This window comes from Micromonospora sp. C51 (assembly GCF_018070435.1).
GTDB lineage: Bacteria > Actinomycetota > Actinomycetes > Mycobacteriales > Micromonosporaceae > Micromonospora > Micromonospora sediminimaris.
Genome location: NZ_JAGPXQ010000004.1, coordinates 1 through 19,258 on the forward strand (window position 1 = coordinate 1; position 19,258 = coordinate 19,258).

General features: G+C 73.0%; 16 protein-coding genes, 1 tRNA gene and 1 pseudogene. 7 read left to right on the forward strand and 11 right to left on the reverse strand.

Annotated elements, in window-relative coordinates:
* Positions 1-362: 362 nt before the first annotated feature.
* The 3 genes from cobA to cobC form a co-directional block, all read right to left on the reverse strand.
* Positions 363-1,658, reverse strand: a complete 1,296-nt coding sequence (gene cobA, locus KBX50_RS06895; RefSeq protein ID WP_210935631.1) for a uroporphyrinogen-III C-methyltransferase — start codon at positions 1,656-1,658, stop codon at positions 363-365.
* Between the two features lie 64 nt (positions 1,659-1,722).
* Positions 1,723-2,829, reverse strand: coding sequence for a nicotinate-nucleotide--dimethylbenzimidazole phosphoribosyltransferase (cobT, locus tag KBX50_RS06900; protein ID WP_210935977.1), 1,107 nt, complete (start codon positions 2,827-2,829; stop codon positions 1,723-1,725).
* The gene (gene cobC, locus KBX50_RS06905; RefSeq protein WP_210935633.1) at positions 2,829-3,914 is read right to left on the reverse strand and encodes an Rv2231c family pyridoxal phosphate-dependent protein CobC; all 1,086 of its coding nucleotides are present in this window, start codon (positions 3,912-3,914) and stop codon (positions 2,829-2,831) included. The genes cobT and cobC overlap by 1 nt, the downstream gene beginning before the upstream one ends.
* 121 nt (positions 3,915-4,035) lie before the next feature.
* On the opposite strand from cobC, the gene KBX50_RS06910 reads away from it, so the two are divergent.
* Positions 4,036-6,168 carry a transglycosylase domain-containing protein gene (locus tag KBX50_RS06910; RefSeq protein WP_210935635.1) on the forward strand — a complete coding sequence of 711 codons (2,133 nt, stop codon included), beginning with the start codon at positions 4,036-4,038 and terminating at the stop codon, positions 6,166-6,168.
* A 3-nt stretch (positions 6,169-6,171) separates the two neighbouring features.
* Here the strand turns inward: KBX50_RS06910 and KBX50_RS06915 are convergent, their stop codons facing one another.
* Positions 6,172-7,653: a cobyrinate a,c-diamide synthase gene (locus tag KBX50_RS06915; protein ID WP_210935638.1), complete on the reverse strand. Its 1,482-nt coding sequence runs from the start codon at positions 7,651-7,653 to the stop codon at positions 6,172-6,174.
* Positions 7,654-7,934: 281 nt separating this feature from the next.
* Between KBX50_RS06915 and KBX50_RS06920 the strand changes: the two genes are divergently transcribed.
* Complete coding sequence (locus KBX50_RS06920; protein ID WP_210935640.1) at positions 7,935-8,753, forward strand: SURF1 family protein; 819 nt, start codon at positions 7,935-7,937, stop codon at positions 8,751-8,753.
* Positions 8,754-8,757: 4 nt separating this feature from the next.
* Here the strand turns inward: KBX50_RS06920 and KBX50_RS06925 are convergent, their stop codons facing one another.
* The 4 genes and pseudogenes from KBX50_RS06925 to KBX50_RS06940 form a co-directional block, all read right to left on the reverse strand.
* Positions 8,758-10,338: an ATP-dependent DNA ligase gene (locus KBX50_RS06925; RefSeq protein ID WP_210935642.1), complete on the reverse strand. Its 1,581-nt coding sequence runs from the start codon at positions 10,336-10,338 to the stop codon at positions 8,758-8,760.
* Between the two features lie 117 nt (positions 10,339-10,455).
* Positions 10,456-10,662, reverse strand: coding sequence for a hypothetical protein (locus KBX50_RS06930; RefSeq protein ID WP_093410448.1), 207 nt, complete (start codon positions 10,660-10,662; stop codon positions 10,456-10,458).
* A gap of 70 nt (positions 10,663-10,732) precedes the next feature.
* Positions 10,733-12,079, reverse strand: a complete 1,347-nt coding sequence (locus KBX50_RS06935) for a dipeptidase (RefSeq protein ID WP_210935979.1) — start codon at positions 12,077-12,079, stop codon at positions 10,733-10,735.
* Positions 12,069-12,946 (reverse strand): annotated as a pseudogene (locus tag KBX50_RS06940) (uridine kinase); the annotation flags it as partial. The pseudogene KBX50_RS06940 and the gene KBX50_RS06935, both read right to left, overlap by 11 nt.
* Here KBX50_RS06940 and KBX50_RS06945 point away from each other — a divergent pair.
* Positions 12,881-13,282 carry a rhodanese-like domain-containing protein gene (locus KBX50_RS06945; RefSeq protein WP_210935981.1) on the forward strand — a complete coding sequence of 134 codons (402 nt, stop codon included), beginning with the start codon at positions 12,881-12,883 and terminating at the stop codon, positions 13,280-13,282. The pseudogene KBX50_RS06940 and the gene KBX50_RS06945 overlap by 66 nt on opposite strands.
* 70 nt (positions 13,283-13,352) lie before the next feature.
* Here the strand turns inward: KBX50_RS06945 and KBX50_RS06950 are convergent, their stop codons facing one another.
* From KBX50_RS06950 to KBX50_RS06960, 3 genes are all read right to left on the reverse strand, one after another.
* A complete protein-coding gene (locus tag KBX50_RS06950) occupies positions 13,353-14,897 on the reverse strand; it encodes a cobyric acid synthase (protein WP_210935643.1) in 1,545 nt (514 codons plus the stop codon).
* Positions 14,894-15,916 (reverse strand): cobalamin biosynthesis protein, encoded by a 1,023-nt coding sequence (locus tag KBX50_RS06955; RefSeq protein WP_307870873.1) that lies wholly within the window; start codon positions 15,914-15,916, stop codon positions 14,894-14,896. The genes KBX50_RS06950 and KBX50_RS06955 overlap by 4 nt, the downstream gene beginning before the upstream one ends.
* Positions 15,917-16,122: 206 nt before the next feature.
* Positions 16,123-16,911, reverse strand: a complete 789-nt coding sequence (locus tag KBX50_RS06960; RefSeq protein WP_210935648.1) for a single-stranded DNA-binding protein — start codon at positions 16,909-16,911, stop codon at positions 16,123-16,125.
* A gap of 347 nt (positions 16,912-17,258) precedes the next feature.
* Here KBX50_RS06960 and KBX50_RS06965 point away from each other — a divergent pair, with 347 nt between their 5' ends.
* From KBX50_RS06965 to KBX50_RS06980, 4 genes are all read left to right on the forward strand, one after another.
* Positions 17,259-17,675: an HPF/RaiA family ribosome-associated protein gene (locus tag KBX50_RS06965; RefSeq protein ID WP_210935650.1), complete on the forward strand. Its 417-nt coding sequence runs from the start codon at positions 17,259-17,261 to the stop codon at positions 17,673-17,675.
* 58 nt (positions 17,676-17,733) lie between these two features.
* Positions 17,734-17,940, forward strand: coding sequence for a hypothetical protein (locus tag KBX50_RS06970; protein ID WP_210935652.1), 207 nt, complete (start codon positions 17,734-17,736; stop codon positions 17,938-17,940).
* Positions 17,941-18,018: 78 nt separating this feature from the next.
* Positions 18,019-19,056, forward strand: coding sequence for an alpha/beta hydrolase (locus KBX50_RS06975; protein ID WP_210935654.1), 1,038 nt, complete (start codon positions 18,019-18,021; stop codon positions 19,054-19,056).
* Between the two features lie 95 nt (positions 19,057-19,151).
* Positions 19,152-19,224, forward strand: a tRNA-Arg gene (locus tag KBX50_RS06980).
* The last annotated feature ends 34 nt before the right edge of the window (positions 19,225-19,258 follow it).

Genomic DNA, 19,258 nt, shown 5'->3' on the forward strand with positions numbered 1-19,258 from the left:
CCCCACCACGGTCAGACAACAACCGAAGACATTCCTCCACAGGGGGAACAGAAAACCGCTGGCCGGCACCCGACACCCCGGGTGCCGGCCAGCGGCGTACCCCCACACCGAAGCAACCGACCGCAGACAGCAGACCCCACCCGGGCTGGCCGACGCCCGGACGATGGCCGACCAGGTCAGGCTGGGGGCGACCGTGCCCGGCGCAGGGATCAAGCCTGACCGCCCGAAGCCGGGCACGGTCGCCCCCAGCCCAAACCGCAACCACCCCGAAGCCAGGCACCGTCGCCCCCCAGCCAACAACAGCAACCACCCCAAAGCCAGGCACGGCAGCCCCCAGCCCCAAAAAGTGACCACCCAAAGGCTCAGGTCAGCCCAGCCACCCCGAGTGCCTCAACCACGTCACCGACCACGACCACAGCCGGTGGGCGCAGCCCGGCGGCGGTCACCGCGTCAGCCACCTCGCCGAGCGTCGAGCGAACTATCCGCTGACCACCGGTGGTGGCCTCCTGGATGACCGCAGCCGGCGTCCCCGGTGCCCGCCCGTGCGCCAGCAGCGTGCTGGCGATCGCCGGCAGGTTCTTCAGGCCCATCAGGATCACCAGCGTGCCGCGCAGACCGGCGAGCGCCTCCCAGCGGACCAGTGAGTCCGGCGATTCCGGGGCGACGTGCCCGGAGACGACGGTGAACTCGTGCGCCACCGATCGGTGGGTGACCGGGATGCCGGCCGCGGCCGGCGCGGCGATCGAGCTGGTCACCCCCGGCACCACCGTGACCGGCACTCCGGCCGCAGCGCAGGCGAGCAGTTCCTCTCCACCCCGCCCGAAGACGTACGGGTCGCCACCCTTGAGCCGGACCACGAAGGCTCCCGCCAATGCCCGATCCACCAGGATCCGGTTGATCTCTTCCTGCGTCCGGGACGGACCGTAGGGGATCTTGGAGGCGTCCACCAGTTCCACGCCGGTGCGCAACTCGTCGAGGAGCAGTCCGGGGACGAGGCGGTCGGCGATCACCACGTCGGCCTCGCTGAGCAGCCGCCAGCCCCGGAGGGTGATCAGTTCCGGATCACCCGGTCCGGCACCCACCAGGGCGACTCGGCCGCGACGGTCACCCGCGCGGGCGGGGGCGTTGAGCGGTTCCCCGGGCCCGGCGGCGTCCGACACCAGCAGGGCACGGATGGCGTCGCGGACGCTCACCGCGCGGCGTGGGTCGCCACCGCCGAGCACCGCCACGGTGACCGGACCGTACCGGGTCACCGCCGGGGTCCAGGCCGTCGCCGCGTGCCGGTCGTCGGCGCGTACGCAGAAGATCCGACGCTCCGCGGCGGCGGCGCTGACCGCCGCCGCGGCGGTCGGGTCGTCGACGGCGACCTGCACCAGCCAGGCACCGTCGAGATCGTCGGCAGCGAACCGGCGCGACACCCAGTGCAACCGCCTGGCGTCGACGTGTGCGCGCAGCGCCGGGGTGAGTTCCGGTGCCACCAGCAGTACGTCCGCACCCGCGTCGAGCAGCGCCGGGACCCGCCGCGTCGCGACCGCTCCCCCACCGACGACGACCACGCGGAGCCCGGCCAGCCGCAGCCCGAGAGGGTACGCGTTGGCGCTCGGGCCGCCCGAGCCGCCGGCTGCTGCGCCGGATGGCTTGCTCACAAACTCGCTCATACCGCCTCGCTCCGCGTACCGGCGACGCCCGGCACCTGACGGCGAATCCGCAGGGTGCGCTGGCTCACTTCTCGGCCACCCCGGCGGAGTCGAAGGTGGCCACCTCGTGCAGGACCCGAACTGCCCCGGTGACCACGGGGAGGGCCAGCAACGCGCCAGTGCCCTCACCGAGCCGCAGACCGAGGTCGATCAGGGGGGTGAGGCCGAGCCGGCTCAGCGCGACCGTCGCGCCGGGCTCGGCGGAGCGGTGACCGGCGACCATGGCCGCCACGGAGTCCGGGGCGAAGGCCGCCGCGGCAAGTGCGGCGGAGACCGCGATCACCCCGTCCAGCAGCACCGGTACGCGACGCGCCGCCGCACCGAGCACGAAGCCGGCCAGCGCGGCGTGTTCCAGCCCACCGACGGCGGCCAGCACACCGAGCGGATCCGCCGGGTCGGGGGTGTGGCGGCGCAGCGCGGCGCGGACCACCTCGATCTTGTGCTGGTAGGTCGGGTCGTCGACGCCGGTGCCCCGGCCGGTCGCTTCGGCGGCGTCGACTCCGGTGAAGGCGGCGATCAGGGCGGCGGCCGGGGTGGTGTTGGCGATCCCCATGTCACCGGTGAGCAGAATTCCGGCCCCGGCGTCGACCAGTTTCCCGGCGTTGGCGATACCGACCTCGACCGCCGTCCGCGCCTCCTGCCGGGTCATCGCGGCGGTGACGGTCATGTCCCGAGTACCGCGCCGGACCGGTGCGTCGACCAGTCGGGGCACCGCCGGTTCCGGTGCGCCGTGCAGGGCGCCGGCGCCGTCCGGGCCATCGACGTCGGCCACCGGCAGCGGGGCCGCCACCCCGACGTCGATCACGGTCACCGAGGCGCCAGCCTGCCGGGCGAAGGCGTTCACCACCGCTCCGCCGGCCAGGAAGTTCGCGACCATCTGCCCGGTGACCTCCTGCGGCCAGGGACTGACCCGTTGGGCGTGTACGCCGTGATCACCGGCGAAGATCGCCACCGCCGCCCGGTCGGGCACCGGTGGCGGGCAGCTGCCCGCCAGGCCGGCGAGGCGCACGGACAGCTCCTCCAGAGCGCCGAGCGAGCCGGCGGGCTTGGTCAGGCGCGCCTGCAACTGCCTCGCCGCGGTCATCGCCGACTCGTCGAGCGGGCGGATGGCCGCGATGGTGTTCTCCAGCATCATGCCTCCATGATCTCGGCCAGCACGTCAATGAACGCGTCGGTGGTCACCCGATCCCGAACTGCGATCCGTAGCCAGTCGGAGCCGAGTCCCGGAAACGTGTCACCCCGGCGTACCGCCCAGCCGCGCGCCCGAAGCCGGTCCCGGATCCGGTCGGCCCCGGAGATCCGCACCAGCACGAAGGCGCTGGCCGGGCGGCCGGCCACGCGTACCCCGGGCAGGGCCGCAAGCCGCGCGACCAGGTGTTCGCGGTCGGTCGCGAGCTGTGCGGCGATGACCCGTTCGGCCTGGGCCGCCGCAGGGCTCGCGCAGGCTTCGGCGGCGGCCAGCGCGGGGGTGGAGACCGCCCAGAGCGGCTGTACGGCGGACAGCCGGCGCAGCAGCGCGGCCTCGCCGAGCAGGTAGCCGATCCGCAGCCCGGCCAGCCCCCACGTCTTGGTGAGGCTGCGTACGACCAGCAGGCCCGGCAGGTCCCGGCGGGCCGCCAGCGATTCGGGTTCACCGGGTACCCCGGGCGTGGCGGCGGTGTCCGCGAACGCCTCGTCGACCACGAGTACGCGACCGGGGCGGGCCAGTGCGGCGAGGTCGGCGGCGGGGTGCAACACGGAGGTGGGATTCGTCGGGTTGCCGACGACGACCAGGTCGGCGTCGGTGGGTATCCGCTCCGGGTGGAGCCGGAAATCGTCCGCCGGGTCGAGCAGCACCCGCCGCACGGTGTGCCCGGCGGCCCGAAGCGCGGCCTCCGGCTCGGTGAACTGCGGGTGCACCACCACCGGCCGACGGATTCCGCGCAGTGCCTGAGCGAGCAGCACGAAGCCCTCGGCGGCACCGGCGGTGAGCAGCACCTCCTCCGGTGGCCGGCGGTGCCGGGCGGCGACGGCGGCGCGGGCCGGACGGGGGTCCGGGTACGCGGCGAGGTCGGCCATCGACGCGGTGATCGGCTCGGCCAGCCAGGGCGGCAGCGGGGCGCGTCGCACGTTGACGGCGAGGTCGACCAGGCCCGCGGCGACCTCGACGTCACCGTGGTGGGCGAGATCCGGCTCGGTCACCGACGCTCTGGATCTCGTGGTCAGCTGCCCATGCATGACCGCGATCCTGCCGGGAAGGCGGCGCGGGGGACAGCGACCCGGCGGGTGGGCCACATCACCACCGATCACTTCATGAGTATTTCTCATGGACGAATCGGAAATGTCATAACTTGGCGGTGTGAGTTACCGACCCCTTGCTGCCGCTGGTCGTCTCGTTCCGCTACTCCGTGCCGGGCTGATCGCCGGCGTCGTCGTCGCCGCTGCCGCGTACCCGGTCGTCGCGGTGACCGGCATCGGCGCCAAGGCCACCGCGCACGCCGTGGAGAGCAAGACCCGACTGCTGACCACCGCCCTGCCCGCCGAGACCTCCTACCTGTACGCGCCCGACGGCAAGACCGTGCTGACCATGTTCTTCGAGGAGTACCGGCAGTACACCAAGCTGTCGGACATCTCGCCCAACATGCAGCAGGCCATCGTGGCCGCCGAGGACAACCGCTTCTACCAGCACCACGGCGTCGACCCGAAGGGGGTCGCCCGCGCCTTCGTGGCCAACGCCCGTTCCAGCGGGGTCTCCCAGGGAGCTTCCACCCTCACCATGCAGTACGTCCGGATGGCGCTGCGCGACAGCGCCACCACCCCGAGGGAGGTGCAGGAGGCCACGGCGCAGACCCCGACCCGCAAGATCAAGGAGATGCGTATGGCGGTCGACCTGGAGAAGGAGTTGAGCAAGGAGGAGATCCTGGAGCGGTACCTCAACTCGGCGTACTTCGGGCACCGCGCATACGGCATCTACGCCGCCAGCGAGATCTTCTTCTCGAAGACCCCCAAGGAGCTGACTGCGGTCGAGGCGGCCACCCTCGCCGGGCTGGTCAAGTCGCCATCCCAGTACGACCCGGCCAGTTCCGACCAGAAGGAGGCCACCGCCCGGCGCAACTACGTCCTCGACAACATGGCCCGGCTCGGTTACCTCTCGCCGGACTCGGCCCAGGCGGCGAAGAGCGAGCCGATCCGACTCCGGCTGACCTACCCGCCCAACGACTGCGCCGCCGTTCCCGACAAGTGGAACAGCTGGGGCTTCCTCTGCGACTACCTGAAGAACTGGTGGAGCGCCCAGCCGGCGTTCGGTGAGAACCGGCTCCAGCGGTTGGACAAGCTACGCCGGGGCGGATACCGGATCGTGCTCAGCATGGACCCGAAGATCCAGGCGGCGGCGGAGAAGAACGTCGGCACCGAGTCGAACACCGGCAGCCCGTTCGCCAACGGCATCGTGGTCTCCGAGCCGGGCACCGGACGGGTCAAGGCGATGGCGGTGAACCGCACGTACTCGCTTGAGGTCGACGAGAATCCGCTCAGTTCCAACCCGGAGGCGGGTCCAGAGGTGCGGGCCAACTACCCGAACACGGTGGCACCCCTGATGGGCGGCGGTGACCTGCCCGGCTATCAGGCGGGGTCGACGTTCAAGATGTTCCCCATGCTGGCCGCCCTCGACGCCGGAATGCCGCTCAACACCACCTTCAACGCGCCACACAGCTACCGCTCGGAGGTCTACGACGGCTGGCAGCCCTCGAACGCCAGCGGCGCGATGAGCGGCACCCAGACCATGTGGTCCGGTTTCGGCAAGTCGGTGAACACCTACTTCGTCTGGCTGGAGGAGCAGGTCGGGGCGGAACGGGCCGTCCGGCTCGCCGAGCAACTCGGACTGCGCTGGCGTACCGACGTGGACCGGGAGCATGCCTCCCCTTCGAAGGCCAACAAGTGGGGTGCCTTCACCCTGGGCGTCTCCGACGCCACGCCCCTGGAGATGGCCAACGCCTACGCCGCGGTCGCCGCCGACGGGCGCTACTGCGAGGCGCTGCCGGTCAACGCCATCTACAACCGGGACGGCACCCCGGCCACCTACACCACACCGGGTGGCATCGAACGTGAGGTCGCCAAGCCGCGCTGCCGCCAGGTGGTCAGCGCCGACGCGGCGCGCGCCGCCACCGACGCCGCCCGCTGTCCCACCGGCGACACCCCGGCCAAGGGCAGTTGCGGCGGCTGGTCCACGGCGGACAGCGTGCGCGGGACGGTGGGCCGCCCGGTGGCCGGCAAGACCGGTACCACGGACAGCACCCGATCCGCCTGGTTCGTCGGCTACACGCCGGAGCTGGCGGCGGCCAGCTTCATCTCCGACCCCGACAACCCCTTCAACGCGGTGGGCGACGGGCAGTCGCAGATCCCGATCGCCGCGGTGTCGAACACTCTCCGCGACGCCCTGAAGGGCAAACCCGTTCGGGACTTCGTCCCACCGTCGGACCGGATCGTGGGTTGACGATCAGGCTGGCGGGCCCGCGGCCGGCCCGGACGCCACCGCACCGGCCGGGTCGCCCGGCGCGACACCCGCCGACCCGGCCGGGGCACCGCCGCCGACCCCGACCGGGACCGTGGCCGGCTCGGCCGCAGCGGCGGCCACCAGCCGGGTCGCGATCCTCGGGTACGCGGCCCAGTGCGGAACGAGCTGGGAGGCGTGGACTCCCCGCCAGATGAACCCCTCCGGCGCGCCACCCGGCCAGCTCCAGGCCGGACGCTGCCCACCCCGGGGGGTGAGGACGGCCCGGTGTTCCTTGTGCCCGGTCACCACCTCGCCCCGGCCGGCGACCACACTGTCGCCCTGAGCGGTCGCCTCCCGGTAGCCGACCACCAGCCCGTCCCGCAGACTGCCGATCGCGTCGAGCACCCCGCACATCGGCAGCCCGTCGAGTTCCCGGGCCAGCCAGAGCAGGCCGGCCCCCTCGGCGACCACCGGACGCCCGGTGCGAGCCAGCTCGGCGACCGCGATGCAGAGCCGCCGGTTGGCGGAAAGCTGTTCCGCGTACGACTCGGGCAGCGCCCCGCCGACCACCAGTGCCCGGGTGCCGGCCGGCAGCACCTCGTCGGCGAACGGGTCGAGCGTCATCACCTCCGCCCCGGCGGCCCGCAGCAACTCGGCCGTCTCGGCATGGCTGAAGCTGCCACCCGGTCCACCGAGCAGCGCCACCACCGGAGGCGCGGCACCGGCGGACAGGGCCGGGGCGGCCTCGTCGGTGCTCTGCGGCGACCATGGCTGCACACCCAACGCCGGTGCCGAGCGGGCCAGCCCGAGCAGCCGCTCCAGGTCGACGGTGGCGGTCACCGCCTCGCCCAACCGTCGGACCGCGCGGGCGGCCTCGCCGGTGCCTTCGAGGACCGGCACCACGCCGTGCCGACGAGACGGCAGCACCGAGGGCAGGTCCTGGCGACGCAGCGCGCCGTAGACCGGGATACCGATGTCGTCGAGCGCCTCCCGCAGCAGCGCCTCGTGTCGGGCGGAGGCCACCCGGTTGAGGATCACCCCACCGATCCACAACTGTTCGTCGTACGCCCGGAAGCCGTGCACCAGGGCGGCCACCGACTGACCCATCGCGGCGACGTCGACCACCAGCACCACCGGGCTGCGCAGCACGGTGGCGACGGCGGCGGTCGACTCGGTCTCGCTCCGGCCGGTCAGGCTGTCGTACAGGCCCATGCTGCCCTGCACCACCGCGAGGTCCGTGCCGGCCGCGCCGTGCAGCAGCAGTGGGGCGATGTGTTCGGCGCCCACCAGCCGCGGATCCAGGGTGCGACCCGGCCGGCCGCTGGCCAGCCCGAGGTACGCCGCGTCGACCTGGTCGGGCCCGATCTTGAAGCCGGCCACGTCGAGGCCCCGATCGGCGAACGCGGCGAGCAGGCCGATCGCCAGCGCGTTCTTGCCGTGTCCGGAGGAAGGGGCAGTGAGCACCAGACGCGGCACGACGGTCATCATCGACTCCTCGCGAGCGGTCGGCGTGCCGACCGTCGGCGCGCTCCGCCCGCGTGACGATAGCTGAAGCAGACGCCGCACACGCACCCTCCGCCGCCCCGTCCCCGCCAGGGCAGGCAGTCGGTGGCGGACCGCCTTGACGCCGGTACGCTCCGCCACGACGAGGCTGCCTCCGCCCGTCTCCGGCCGGAGCCACTGCCTGGGGCGGCCCAGGGCGACGACCGCGCGCGTACCGGGACGGCTCGGCGCAGTGGCTGCGGTCACCCGGGTAATCTCGTGGCGTGTACCGGTTCCTGCTGACGCCGCGCTGGCTGGGCCTTCTCGTGCTGGCCCTGACCGCCGCCACGGTGATGGTGCTGCTCGGCAACTGGCAGTTGGACCGCTACCACGGCCGGACCGCGATCAACGAGCGCATCGACGCCGGCCTCCAAATGGACCCGGTGCCGCTGCGCGAGGCGCTGCCCGCGCCGACCGGTGGCCCCGGCACGGTCGGTGCGCCACCGGCCGCGGAGCGGACCTTCACCCGGGTCACCGTGACCGGCCGGTACGACACCGACAACATCGTCCTGGTGCGGGGCCGCACGGTCGACAGTCGGGTCGGCTTCGAGGTGGTCACCCCGCTGGTGCTGGCCGACGGCACCGCCGTCCTGGTGGACCGGGGTTGGATCCCACCCGCCCCGGGTGGGGCCGTGGCACAGCCCGACGTGCCACCCGCGCCGGCTGGCGAGGTGACCGTCGAGGGTCGGGTGCACGCCAGCGAGAGCGGCGACGCCAAGGTGTCCCGCCGTGCGGGCCGGTTGGAGAGCCGCCGGGTCTCCGTGCCTCAGCTCGCCGGTGAGCTGCCGTACCCGGTGCACGGCGCGTACCTGCTCCTCGACGAGCAGACGCCGGCCGCCGACCCGGTGTTCCGGGCGGTGCCGGTGGGCCACGCCAACAACTGGCAGAACCTCGGCTACGTCGTCCAATGGTGGATCTTCGCGGCGATGACAGTGGTCGGTTACGGCTGGATCGCCCGCCGCGAGGCCCGCCGGATCGCCGGGGTGGTCGACGAGCGCCCCCGCGACCGGGCCGCCGACGCCGGCACGCCGGCCACCACCTGACCGCTCAGCCGGGCGGACGGCCCGCGTGGATCGCCCGGACGGCGTCGAGGGTGTCGGCCTCGGCTGCCGTCTTGTCGTCCCGGTAGCGGACCACCCGGGCGAATCGCAGGGCGACCCCACCGGGATAGCGGGAACTGCTCTGCACGCCGTCGAAGGCGATCTCCACGACCTGCTCGGGTCGGACCCGGACGACCCAGTCCCCGCGGTCCACCGCGAGGCCGAGGAAGCGCTCGGTCTGCCAGCGCAGCAGCTCGTCGGTGAGCCCCTTGAAGGTCTTGCCGAGCATCACGAAGCCGCCGTTGCCCGGGTCGCGAGCGCCCAGGTGCAGGTTCGACAACCATCCGGTGCGTCGGCCGCTGCCCCACTCCACGGCGAGCACGACCAGGTCGAGGGTGTGCCGGGGCTTCACCTTGACCCAGGCGGCACCGCGCCGCCCAGCGTCATAGGGCGCGTCGGGCGCCTTGACCACCACGCCTTCCTGGCCGGCGTCGAGCGCGGCGGCGAAGGCCGCGCCGGCCCGCTCCGGGTCGTCCACCTCCATCCGCCCGACCAGCAGCGACGCGTCGGCCGTGCCGCGCAGGGCCGCCCACCGCTCCCGGCCCGGCCGGTCGATCAGATCCACCCCGTCGAGATGCAGCAGGTCGAAGAAGTACGGCGTGAGCACGGTCTCGCCGGTGCGTTCGGCGGCGGCGCGTACCGCCGGCGCGACCGGTGCCCCGGGACCGGCGGACCCGGCCCGGCGGGCGGCGGCACTGGACGTCTGCTGGAACGGCAGGGGCCGGCCGGTGGCGTCCAGCCCGATGGCCTCCCCGTCGAGGACGACCTCCCGCGCGGGCAGGGCTCGCACGGCGGCCACCACCTCGGGCACCCGTCCGGTGATCTCGTCGAGGCTGCGGGAGAACACGGCGATGTCGGAACCACTGCGGTGCACCTGGATGCGGATGCCGTCGAGCTTCACGTCGACCACCGCGGGGACTCCGGTGGCGGCGAGCGCCTCGTCGACGGTGGAAGCACTCTGCGCCAACATCGGTGCCAGGGGCCGGCCGACCCGCAGGCCGAACTCGGCCAACGCCGCGGCTCCGCCGCCGAGGGCGGCCACCGCCACCGCCCGCAGGTCACCGGCGAGCAGCAGCGCCCGGCGTACGACGGCGACGGGAACCCCGGCGGCTCGGGCGATCGCGTCGGCGAGCAGCCCGGCCTGAGCGCCGTGCCGCAGCTCGCCGAGGAACAGGCCGGTCAGCAGGCGCTGCTCGTCGGCGGTGGCGGCCGCGTAGAGCGCCTGCACCAGGGCCCGACGGCGAGCCTGCGAGCCGGTGCCGCGCACGGCCGCGATCTCGTCGATTGCCGCGTCGACCGCCGACACCGTCAGCGTCGGCTGGGCCGCCGGCGGAGGCAGGTCACGCAGGCTGGCCCAGCCGACGCCGGTCTGCCGCTGACGCAGCTCACCGGCGAGCCAGCCGGAGCCCGCCGCCACCTCGGGCGGGTCGAGCCGCCGCAGGGCATCGGCGAGCAGCTCCACCTTGGCCCGACGACCGCTGGTGGCGCCGACGGCCGCGGAGGTGGCAGCCAGGTCCAGGAACCGCACGCCCTCATCCTGCCAGCCACCACCGACAACCGGCGCGACCTGCGTGCGGACCCGCCAGCCACGCCACCAGGACGGCGGTCGCCGACGTCACCCGCGCCCACCGACGTCAGCGCGGCGTCAAGCCGGGACCGGCTCCTCGATGCGCAGCCCGCGGGCACGGACACCATCGGCGATGCGCGACAGCGACGCATCCAGGGCGACCAGGGCGGCGGACAGCTCGCCGAGCTGTTCCTTGAGCGTGTCCTCGGGCCACGCGGAGACATCGACGTCCCCCAGAGCGATGACAGCGGCCTCCAGGCGGGCCAGAACCTCATTCGTACGCATGTTCGAGAGGCTACAACAGCCCCGCGCCCGACACACCGGAAACGGCCACTGTCGACAGGAAGTTACGGGTTCACCCGCGACCCGCCTCAGCCACTCTGGCCAGCAACAACGCCTCGGCGAGGCAGACCCGGGCGAACTCGCCCAGGTGCAGGCTCTCGTTGGGCCCATGGGCCCGGGCGTGCGGGTCCTCCACCCCGGTCACCAGGATCGCCGCCTGCGGGAACATCTCCTGGAAGGTGGCGATGAACGGAATGGAGCCGCCGACCCCGATCTCCACCGCGTCGGTGCCGTCCCAGGCGGTACGGAAGGCCGATCGAGCCGCGTCGAACATCGGGCCGGTGGCGTCGATGACGCAGGGGGCGCCGTCGTGCTCGAAACTCACCTCGACCTGTGCGCCCCACGGTGCACGCTGCTCCAGGTGAGCGCGCAGCGCCGCGTACGCCCGCTTCGGTTCGTCGCCCGGCGCCAGCCGTACGCTGATCTTGGCCTTGGCCGCCGGAACCAGCGCGTTCGGCGCCTCGCCGGTGGCCGGGGCGTCGATGCCGAGCACGGCGAGCGCCGGCTTGGTCCACAGCCGGTCGGTGATCCGGCCGGTGCCGAACAACCGCACTCCCTCGGCCAGCCCGGCCTCGGCCCGGAACCGGTCCTCCGGGTAGTCGACGCGGGCCGCCTCCCGGCCGATGAGGCCGGGCACCGCCACGTTCCCGGCGTCGTCGTGCAGCGTGGCGAGCAGCCGGACCAGGGTGGTGAGCGCGTCCGGGACGGCACCGCCGAACATGCCGCTGTGCACGGCGTGGTCCAGCGTGCGTACCTCGACGAAGCAGTTGACGATGCCGCGCAACGACGTGGTCAGCGCCGGCACGCCGACATCCCAGTTGGTCGAGTCGGCGATCACGATGACGTCGGCGGCAAGCTTGTCCCGGTGCTCGGCGAGCAGGCGCTCCAGGGAGTCGGAGCCGTACTCCTCCTCCCCCTCGACGAACACGACCACGCCGACCGGCAGCCGGTCACCGTACGCGCGCAGCGCCGCGACATGCGCCATGATGCCGGCCTTGTCGTCGGCGGCACCCCGGCCGTACAACCGGCCGTCCCGCTCCACCGGCTCGAACGGGTCGGACTCCCACAAACTCGCATCGCCGATCGGTTGCACGTCGTGGTGGGCGTAGAGCATCACCGTCGGCGCACCGGGTGGTGCCGCCTTCCGGCCGATCACCGCGGGCTGACCACCGGCCCGCGCCACCTCCACGTCGAGGCCGCAGCCGCGCAGCAACTCGGCCACCGCCTCGGCGGACCGCTCCACGTGCGCGTGATCGAAGCCTTCGAAGGCGATGCCGGGAATGCGGACGAGACGCTCCAGGTCGGCCCGTACGCCGGGCAACTCCCGCGCGACGGCCTCCCGCAGGTCGGACTCGGTCATGATCGGTGTGGTCATGACCGGCATCGTATGCCGGGCACCGGCGTCGCGGCCTGCCGCCCAGCACGGGCGGTGTGGTCGGTGTGATCAGCCGCGTCGGCAGTAGTAGCGCTCCGGGTCGTGCGGTAGGGCGGGTGCGCCGTCGACGATCAGGTCGGCGCGGGCCTCGGTGCCGTCGGCGGCAAAGTGAGCGCGTTCGGTGACGTGCCAGCGTCGCAGCTCTGGCAGGATCGTAGGGCCGTCGCGGGCCACTGCCCGGTTCAGCCGCAGTGGTTGCGGGGCGGTGACGAAGACCGCCAGGGTCAGGTCCGCCCCGGCGGCCGTCCGGGCCGCGCTGACCCCCTCCACGATCAGCACCGGGGTCACCGGGACCGGCACCGGCGTGGGCAGGAACCGCCGCCGCACCCAGCTGTACCGCCGGTAGGCGCCGGCCTGCCCGACCCGGACCGGCGCGAGCACCTGCTCCTCCAACCGCTCCCAGAAGGTCAGCTGGTCATCCCACCCGTCGAGCAGGTCGTCGGTGTGCACCACCGGCGGCCGGACCGCATCGGGCGTCACGCCGGCGAGGGCGTCGGCGAGGCGCGCGGCGAAGACGGTCTTGCCGGCGCCACTGGGCCCGTCGACGGCCACCAACCGGGTACGCCCCAACCGGGCCGGCCCCGCCAGCACCCGTCGCGCCAGTCCGGCGTACGCCTCGAAGACCACCACCACGGACACCGACGTTACCGATCGGGTTGTCCCGGGCCACTTCGGATCGCGCAGCCGCGCACCGGACGGCATGCTCGTGGCGTGTCCCATTCCGTGATGAGTCCCGGTGTCGAGGCGTTGCTGGAGCAGGCCCGTGCGGGCATGACCCGGTTGACCCCGCAGGAGACGGTGCAGGCCGCGAGCCGGGGTGCGCTCCTGATCGACGTCCGCACCGACGCGCAGCGTCGGGAACAGGGCGACCTACCCGGCGTCATCGTGATCGACCGGACGGTGCTGGAGTGGCGACTCGACCCGGCCAGTGACTGGCGGATACCCGAAGCCACCGGGTACGACCTGGAGATCGTCGTGATGTGCCGGCAGGGATACAGCTCCAGCCTCGCCGCCGCGAGCCTGCGCGCCCTGGGCCTGCACCGGGCGACCGACATGATCGGCGGGGTGGAGGCGTGGACGTCGGCCGGCCTGCCCTTCGCCGACCAGCCCGCCGACGTCCGCAACTGATTCGGTCGGCCGTCAGGTCCAGGGCCTGCGGAGGTGCCACAGTGGACTCTTCCTCCGCCGGCTCAGCTCCCTAACCTCCGGGTGGGGCACCGGGAGGGACGAACGGTAGGTCGGTCGGCGGGCCGTCTTCGATGAGTCGCCACAGGGCGTCCGTGTCCAGGTGCTCCTCGACCAGGTCGCCGAGCAGGTCGAGACTGCGTTCCCGGGCGGCGGCGAAGGAGGTGTCCGGCGCGACCCGGAAGCCGGTACGTCCGGCTAGCCGGGCCGCCCGGGTGAGGAACCAGCGACGGAACTCGTCGGACTCGAACGTGCCGTGCCAGTGGGTACCGTGCACGACGCCGTGCATGGCACCCTCGCCGGCGCCGCCGGTGTCCCGCAGCAGCGGGGTCAGCTGCGGGTCGGCGGTCGGGACGTACCCGTGGTGGATCTCGTAGCCACGGACCGGAAGGTCAGCGGCGGCGCTGCCCACCGCCGGCCGGACGGTCTTGCTGCGGTCGAAGGTGATCTCGATGGGGAGCAGGCCGAGGCCGGGCACGGTGCCCTGCCCGCTCTCCACCGGGTCGTGGATGGCGCGGGCCAGCATCTGGTAGCCACCGCAGATGCCGAGCACCGGGCGGCCCGCCGCCACGTGCGAAGTGACGGCGTCGGCAAGACCCGTCTCGCGCAGCCAAGCCAGGTCGGCCACGGTCGACTTCGAGCCGGGTAGCACCACCAGGTCGGCGGCGGCCAGTTCGGCCGGCTCGACGGTCAGCCGCACCCGCACTCCCGGCTCGGTCGCCAGCGCCTCGACGTCAGTGGCGTTGCTGATCCGGGGCAGTCGCAGCACGGCCACGTCGAGCCACTCGGTGCCGCGCGGGGCGGCCGGGCGACCCAGCACCCGGCCATAGGCGAGCGAGTCCTCCGCGTCGAGCCACAGGTCCAGTGCCCAGGGCAGCACCCCGTACGTCGGGCGACCGGTGAGCTGGTGCAGCATCGCCAGCCCGGGAGCGAGCAGGCCGAGGTCACCCCGGAACTTGTTGACCACGAAGCCGGCGAGCAGGGCCTGGTCGGCGGGGTCTAGCAGGGCGAGGGTGCCGAACATGGCGGCGAACACGCCACCCCGGTCGATGTCACCGATGACGATGGTGGGCAGCCGCGCGTGCCGGGCCAGCCCCATGTTCACGTAGTCGCCGTCGCGCAGGTTGATCTCCGCCGGGCTGCCGGCGCCCTCGCAGATCACCACGTCGTACTCCGACCGCAGCTCGGCCAGGGCCGCGTAGGCGGTCTCGGCGAGCCGTGGACGCAAGGTCCGGAAGGCGCCGGCGGTGATCGTGTCGACGGCCTGGCCGAGCAGCACCACCTGACTGGCCAGGTCGCTGCCGGGCTTGAGCAGCACCGGGTTGAACCTCAGGTCCGGCGCGAGCCCGCAGGCCGCCGCCTGCATCGCCTGGGCCCGACCGATCTCGCCGCCCCGACCGTCCGGCCCGAGCACGACGGCGGAGTTGTTCGACATGTTCTGCGCCTTGAAGGGCGCGACCTTCACACCTCGCCGGTGCAGCCACCGGCAGATGCCGGCGGTGAGCACGCTCTTGCCGGCGTCCGAGGTCGTCCCGGCCACCAGCAGCCCACCGGTCACCGACCGCTCCGCAGCGGCAGCGGTCGAGGCGTCCGCCGGGGTCGGACCGTCCGAAGGGATCGAAGCGTCCGACGGGAGGCGGCGCCGATCAGTCGGCCCACGGTCAACGGGTACGCCACCGCGAGCCCGAGCGCCGCCAGCCCGACCGCCCGGGAGATCCGGGCGGCCCGGGTCAGGTGCCGAGCCCCGGGACGAGGACCGTCACCGAGAAACGGACGTACCTCCGTACGGCCGAAGTACACGTTGCGTCCGCCCAGGCGTACGCCCAACGCCCCGGCCATCGCCGCCTCGCACTGCCCGGCATTGGGGCTGGGATGGTCGTCGCGGTCCCGCCGCCATACCCGCCAGGCTCGTTCCCGGTCTCCCTTGCCGGCCGGCGCCAGCGCCACGGTCAGCAGCCCGGTCAGCCGCGCGGGCACCAGGTTGAGCAGGTCGTCCAGGCGGGCGGCGGGCGTACCGAAGCGCGCGTAGCGGACGTTACGGTGGCCCACCATCGCGTCGAGAGTGTTCGCCGCGCGGTAGCCGAGCAGGCCGGGCAGCCCGGCGACCGCACCCCAGACCAGTGGGGCGACCACCGCGTCGGAGGTGTTCTCCGCCACCGATTCCACCGTCGCACGTGCGAGCTCGGGCTCGTCGAGCGTCGTCGGGTCCCGCCCGCAGAGATGCCCGAGCCGCTGACGCGCAACCGGCAGGTCACCACCGCGCAGTGACCGGCCCATCGCCTTCGCCTCGTGGCGCAGGCTTCGCCCGCCCAGCACCGCCCAGGTGCCAGCGGCGACCAGCGCCGCCCGGGCCACCGGCCGGTGCCGGGTGCCGACGGTGGCGGCCACACCCATCACCACCGGCGCACCGACGCAGAGCGCGGCGAAGACTCCACCGGCCAGCCGGTCAGGGCGGTAGAGGCGACGTTCCAGGGCGGCGGCGGCCCGGCCGAACCCGGCCACCGGGTGACCACGACGAGGGTCGCCGAACAGGGCATCCAGCGCGTAGCCCGCGACAAGGCCAGTCGCGTTCGCCACCGCACCCGCGTGTCGCACGGCATGTCACCCCCGGGCGGTCAGCCTAGCCGAGTTGAGCACCCGGGATCGGCCCGCCGTAGCCACCCCGAGCACCGCTGTCCTGAGGTGGCAGGCGACCGGGCACGTCACCGGCCCGGTCACCTGATCACCACTGCGAGGCGCACACGGCAGGCGCATGCCGGCCGCCGTGGGCATTTCGCGCGTGGTCAGACGGGCTGTGGCAGCCGTCCGCGCCCCCGACGACCACGCCCGGTCGCGGCATCGCCCGCCCCCGATTCCTCCGGGCGCACCGCCAACTCGACCTCGGCCTCGGTGGCTTCGGCGGGCACCGGGGCAAGCTCGTCGGAGACGCCAGTGCCGGCGAACTCGTCCAACTCCCCCGCCGGCAGCCGGTCGCCGCCCGACGGCTCGGACCCGCCCGAACCCGGGCCGAATCCGCCGAGCCGACCTGGGTCGAGATTGCCGTCGAGACCGGCGGCGAATCCGGACATGTCGGGCAGCTCGAAGTCGTCGTCGACCGGGCGGTCGTCGGGTCGGGCAGGTGCCTCGTCGTCCGGCACCGGCTCGGTCGGCTCCCCGTGCACCCGCCGCTCCACGTCGGCGTCGGAGACCGCGCTGGTGGTCAGGGTGGGCCGGTTGCGCAGGAAACGCCCACGCCCCCGGGACAGGTCGTGGCCGACCGCGACGGCCTCCAACTCGTAAAGCGTGCGGTGGTTGCCGGCGTCGTCGACCCAGTCACGGGTGTAGAGGCGGCCGCAGACCACGACCGGGTCACCGACCATCACCGAGGCGGCAACTCCCTCGGCGAGCTTGCGCCAGCAGTTGACACGCACCCGCAGGCTGTTGCCGTCGACCCAGCGCCCGCTGTCGCGGTCGAGGCGTCGGGCGGTCGAGGCGACCTTGAAGTTGGCCACCAGGGTGTTGCTCTGGGCGGTTCGGCGCCACTCCGGCGCGGTGAGCACATTCCCGACAATCGTCATATAAGTATCGAACATCGTCCCTCCTTCAAAGGTCCAGGGCGTGGCTTCGGCGAGTCGACTCGCCACTGAGCCTGCCGCCCATTGCCTTCGCAGACAGCCCAGGAGGCGGCACCTGTGGACGACCGGACCACCTGTGGACAAACGCCTGATCAAGGTCCCCTTGTGGTAGGCCGATCGTCCCTGGCCCGCCGGCAGCTGCCCGACGATGATCAAGAGGCAGCGGAAATGGTCACGTTCCGGACGGAGCCGACCTGGGTAGGGATCCCTGCAAGCGCACCCGTGAGCACGACGTCGAACGAAAGGTCAGCGATCATGATGATGACCAGCACCCGTTCCACCCGCCTTACGGGGCAGGTGCGGCGATGAGCGCCGTGCAGGACCCCGCCACCGTGGCCAAGTGCCTCCGGCTGGGCGCGGGCTTCTCCGACCGGGAGCGAAACCGCATCGTCGAGCAGTTCGCCACGCTCGACGCTCGCCTGGCCGGCTTCCACGCCGACGCCACCGACATGGAGCTGTCGGTGAAGGATCGGGAGGCCAAGGGTCAGAAGGTAACCCTGGAGTGCTGGATCGCCGGTCGGCAACGGGTGGTCGCCACCTCGACCGAGGAGGACCTGCACGCCGCGCTCAACGACGTCCGCGACGACCTGCGGCGTCAGCTGAACGACGCGAAGACCCGGCAGGAGCCCCGCAACAACAAGCACCTGCGGGTCAACGAACCGCCCGGCCCGGTCGCGCCGACCGACGAGCTGGCCGGGGCCGGGACGACCGACGAGAGGTGAGCGCGTAGCCGGCCGATGGACCTCAGCGGCCGGCGCGCTCACCGTGGAGGTGAACGACATGCCCAACGTGCAGCAACCCGAGATGCGCCGGAGCGGCGAGACCCGGCTGGTCCAGGACAGCGACGGCCCGGTCGAGGGCGGTTCGTCCGCGGCCCGGCGGGAGCACCGCTCGGTGCCGGTCGACCAGGTGTCGCCGTACGGCCCCGATCGTGGCCGGGCCTCGACCTCGCACGAGCCGTCCGGGCGCGAGGCCGTGGGCGATTGACCAGGAGGTAGCCCCTGTCCGCCGGGTGCGGGCGGGCGGGGGCTACCGCCCGGTAGCCAGCCGCAGTACCGTCGGTGGGTGGAACCGGACGTGCTTGGGCCGCCCTACGAGCGGCAGATCATCGACCTGGGCAGGGATGACGAGGGTCCGGTGGTGGCGACGCTGGTCCGCCGCCGGGCGGAGCGCCCCACCGGACGCGCCGTGCTCTACGTGCACGGCTTCGTCGACTATTTCTTCCAGACCCACGTGGCTGACTTCTTCGCCGCGCGCGGCTGGGACTTCTACGCTCTCGACCTGCGCAAGTACGGTCGTAGTCTACTGCCGCACCAGACCCCGAACTTCTGCCGCGACCTCGGCGACTACTTCCCCGAGTTGGACGCTGCCGCACGGATCATCCGGGACGAGGACGGTCACGACACCCTGCTGGCCATGGGCCACTCCACCGGCGGCCTGATCATCTCACTGTGGGCCGACGCCCGCCGCGACGCCGGGCTGGTCGACGGGATCTTCCTCAACAGTCCGTTCTTCGACCTCAACGCTCCCTGGTTCGTGCGACGACCCCTCGCGGCCGCCGTCGCACGCCTGGGCCGCAGGGCGCCGCACCGCGTCCTCCCGTTCGGGATCGGCACCGTGTACGGCGAGAGCCTGCACGCCGACCATCGCGGCGAGTGGACGTACGACCTGGCCTGGAAGCCGCTTGCCGGTTTCCCCGTGCGGGCCGGCTGGCTGGACGCCATCCGCACCGGTCAGCGGCGGCTGCGTGCCGGGCTGGACATCCCGGTACCGGTGCTGCTCGCCTGCTCCACCCGATCGTTCCGAGGCACGAAGTGGCAGGACGCGGCGACCCTGGCCGACGCGGTCCTCGACGTCGAGCACATGGTCCGCCGGGCTCCCCGGCTCGGCCAGCACGTCACCGTGTCCCGCTTCGACGGCGGCCTGCACGACCTCACGCTCTCCGGCCCCGCCGTACGCGAGAAGGTTTTCGCCGAGGTCGGTCGGTGGGCCGAAGCCTTCCTCTGCGCCGGACCGACCACCACCCGCCCGACCCCGCCGCAACCCCGGCTCCCGGCCGAGGAGGGACACCCCACGGAAAGCCACTCCCCCACGGACGCCTGACCCTCGCCGACACCCGGCCGCTACGACCCGGCCTGACCACCCGTTTCACCGGGCGAGAGCCGGGCGGCGGTACCCTTCTCGCGCGATACCACGTTGCGCCCGTAGCTCAGCGGATAGAGCAGGGGACTTCTAATCCCAAGGCCGCAGGTTCGAATCCTGCCGGGCGCGCCTACGTCACCTCGGTGTCAGCGGTCAGCGGGGC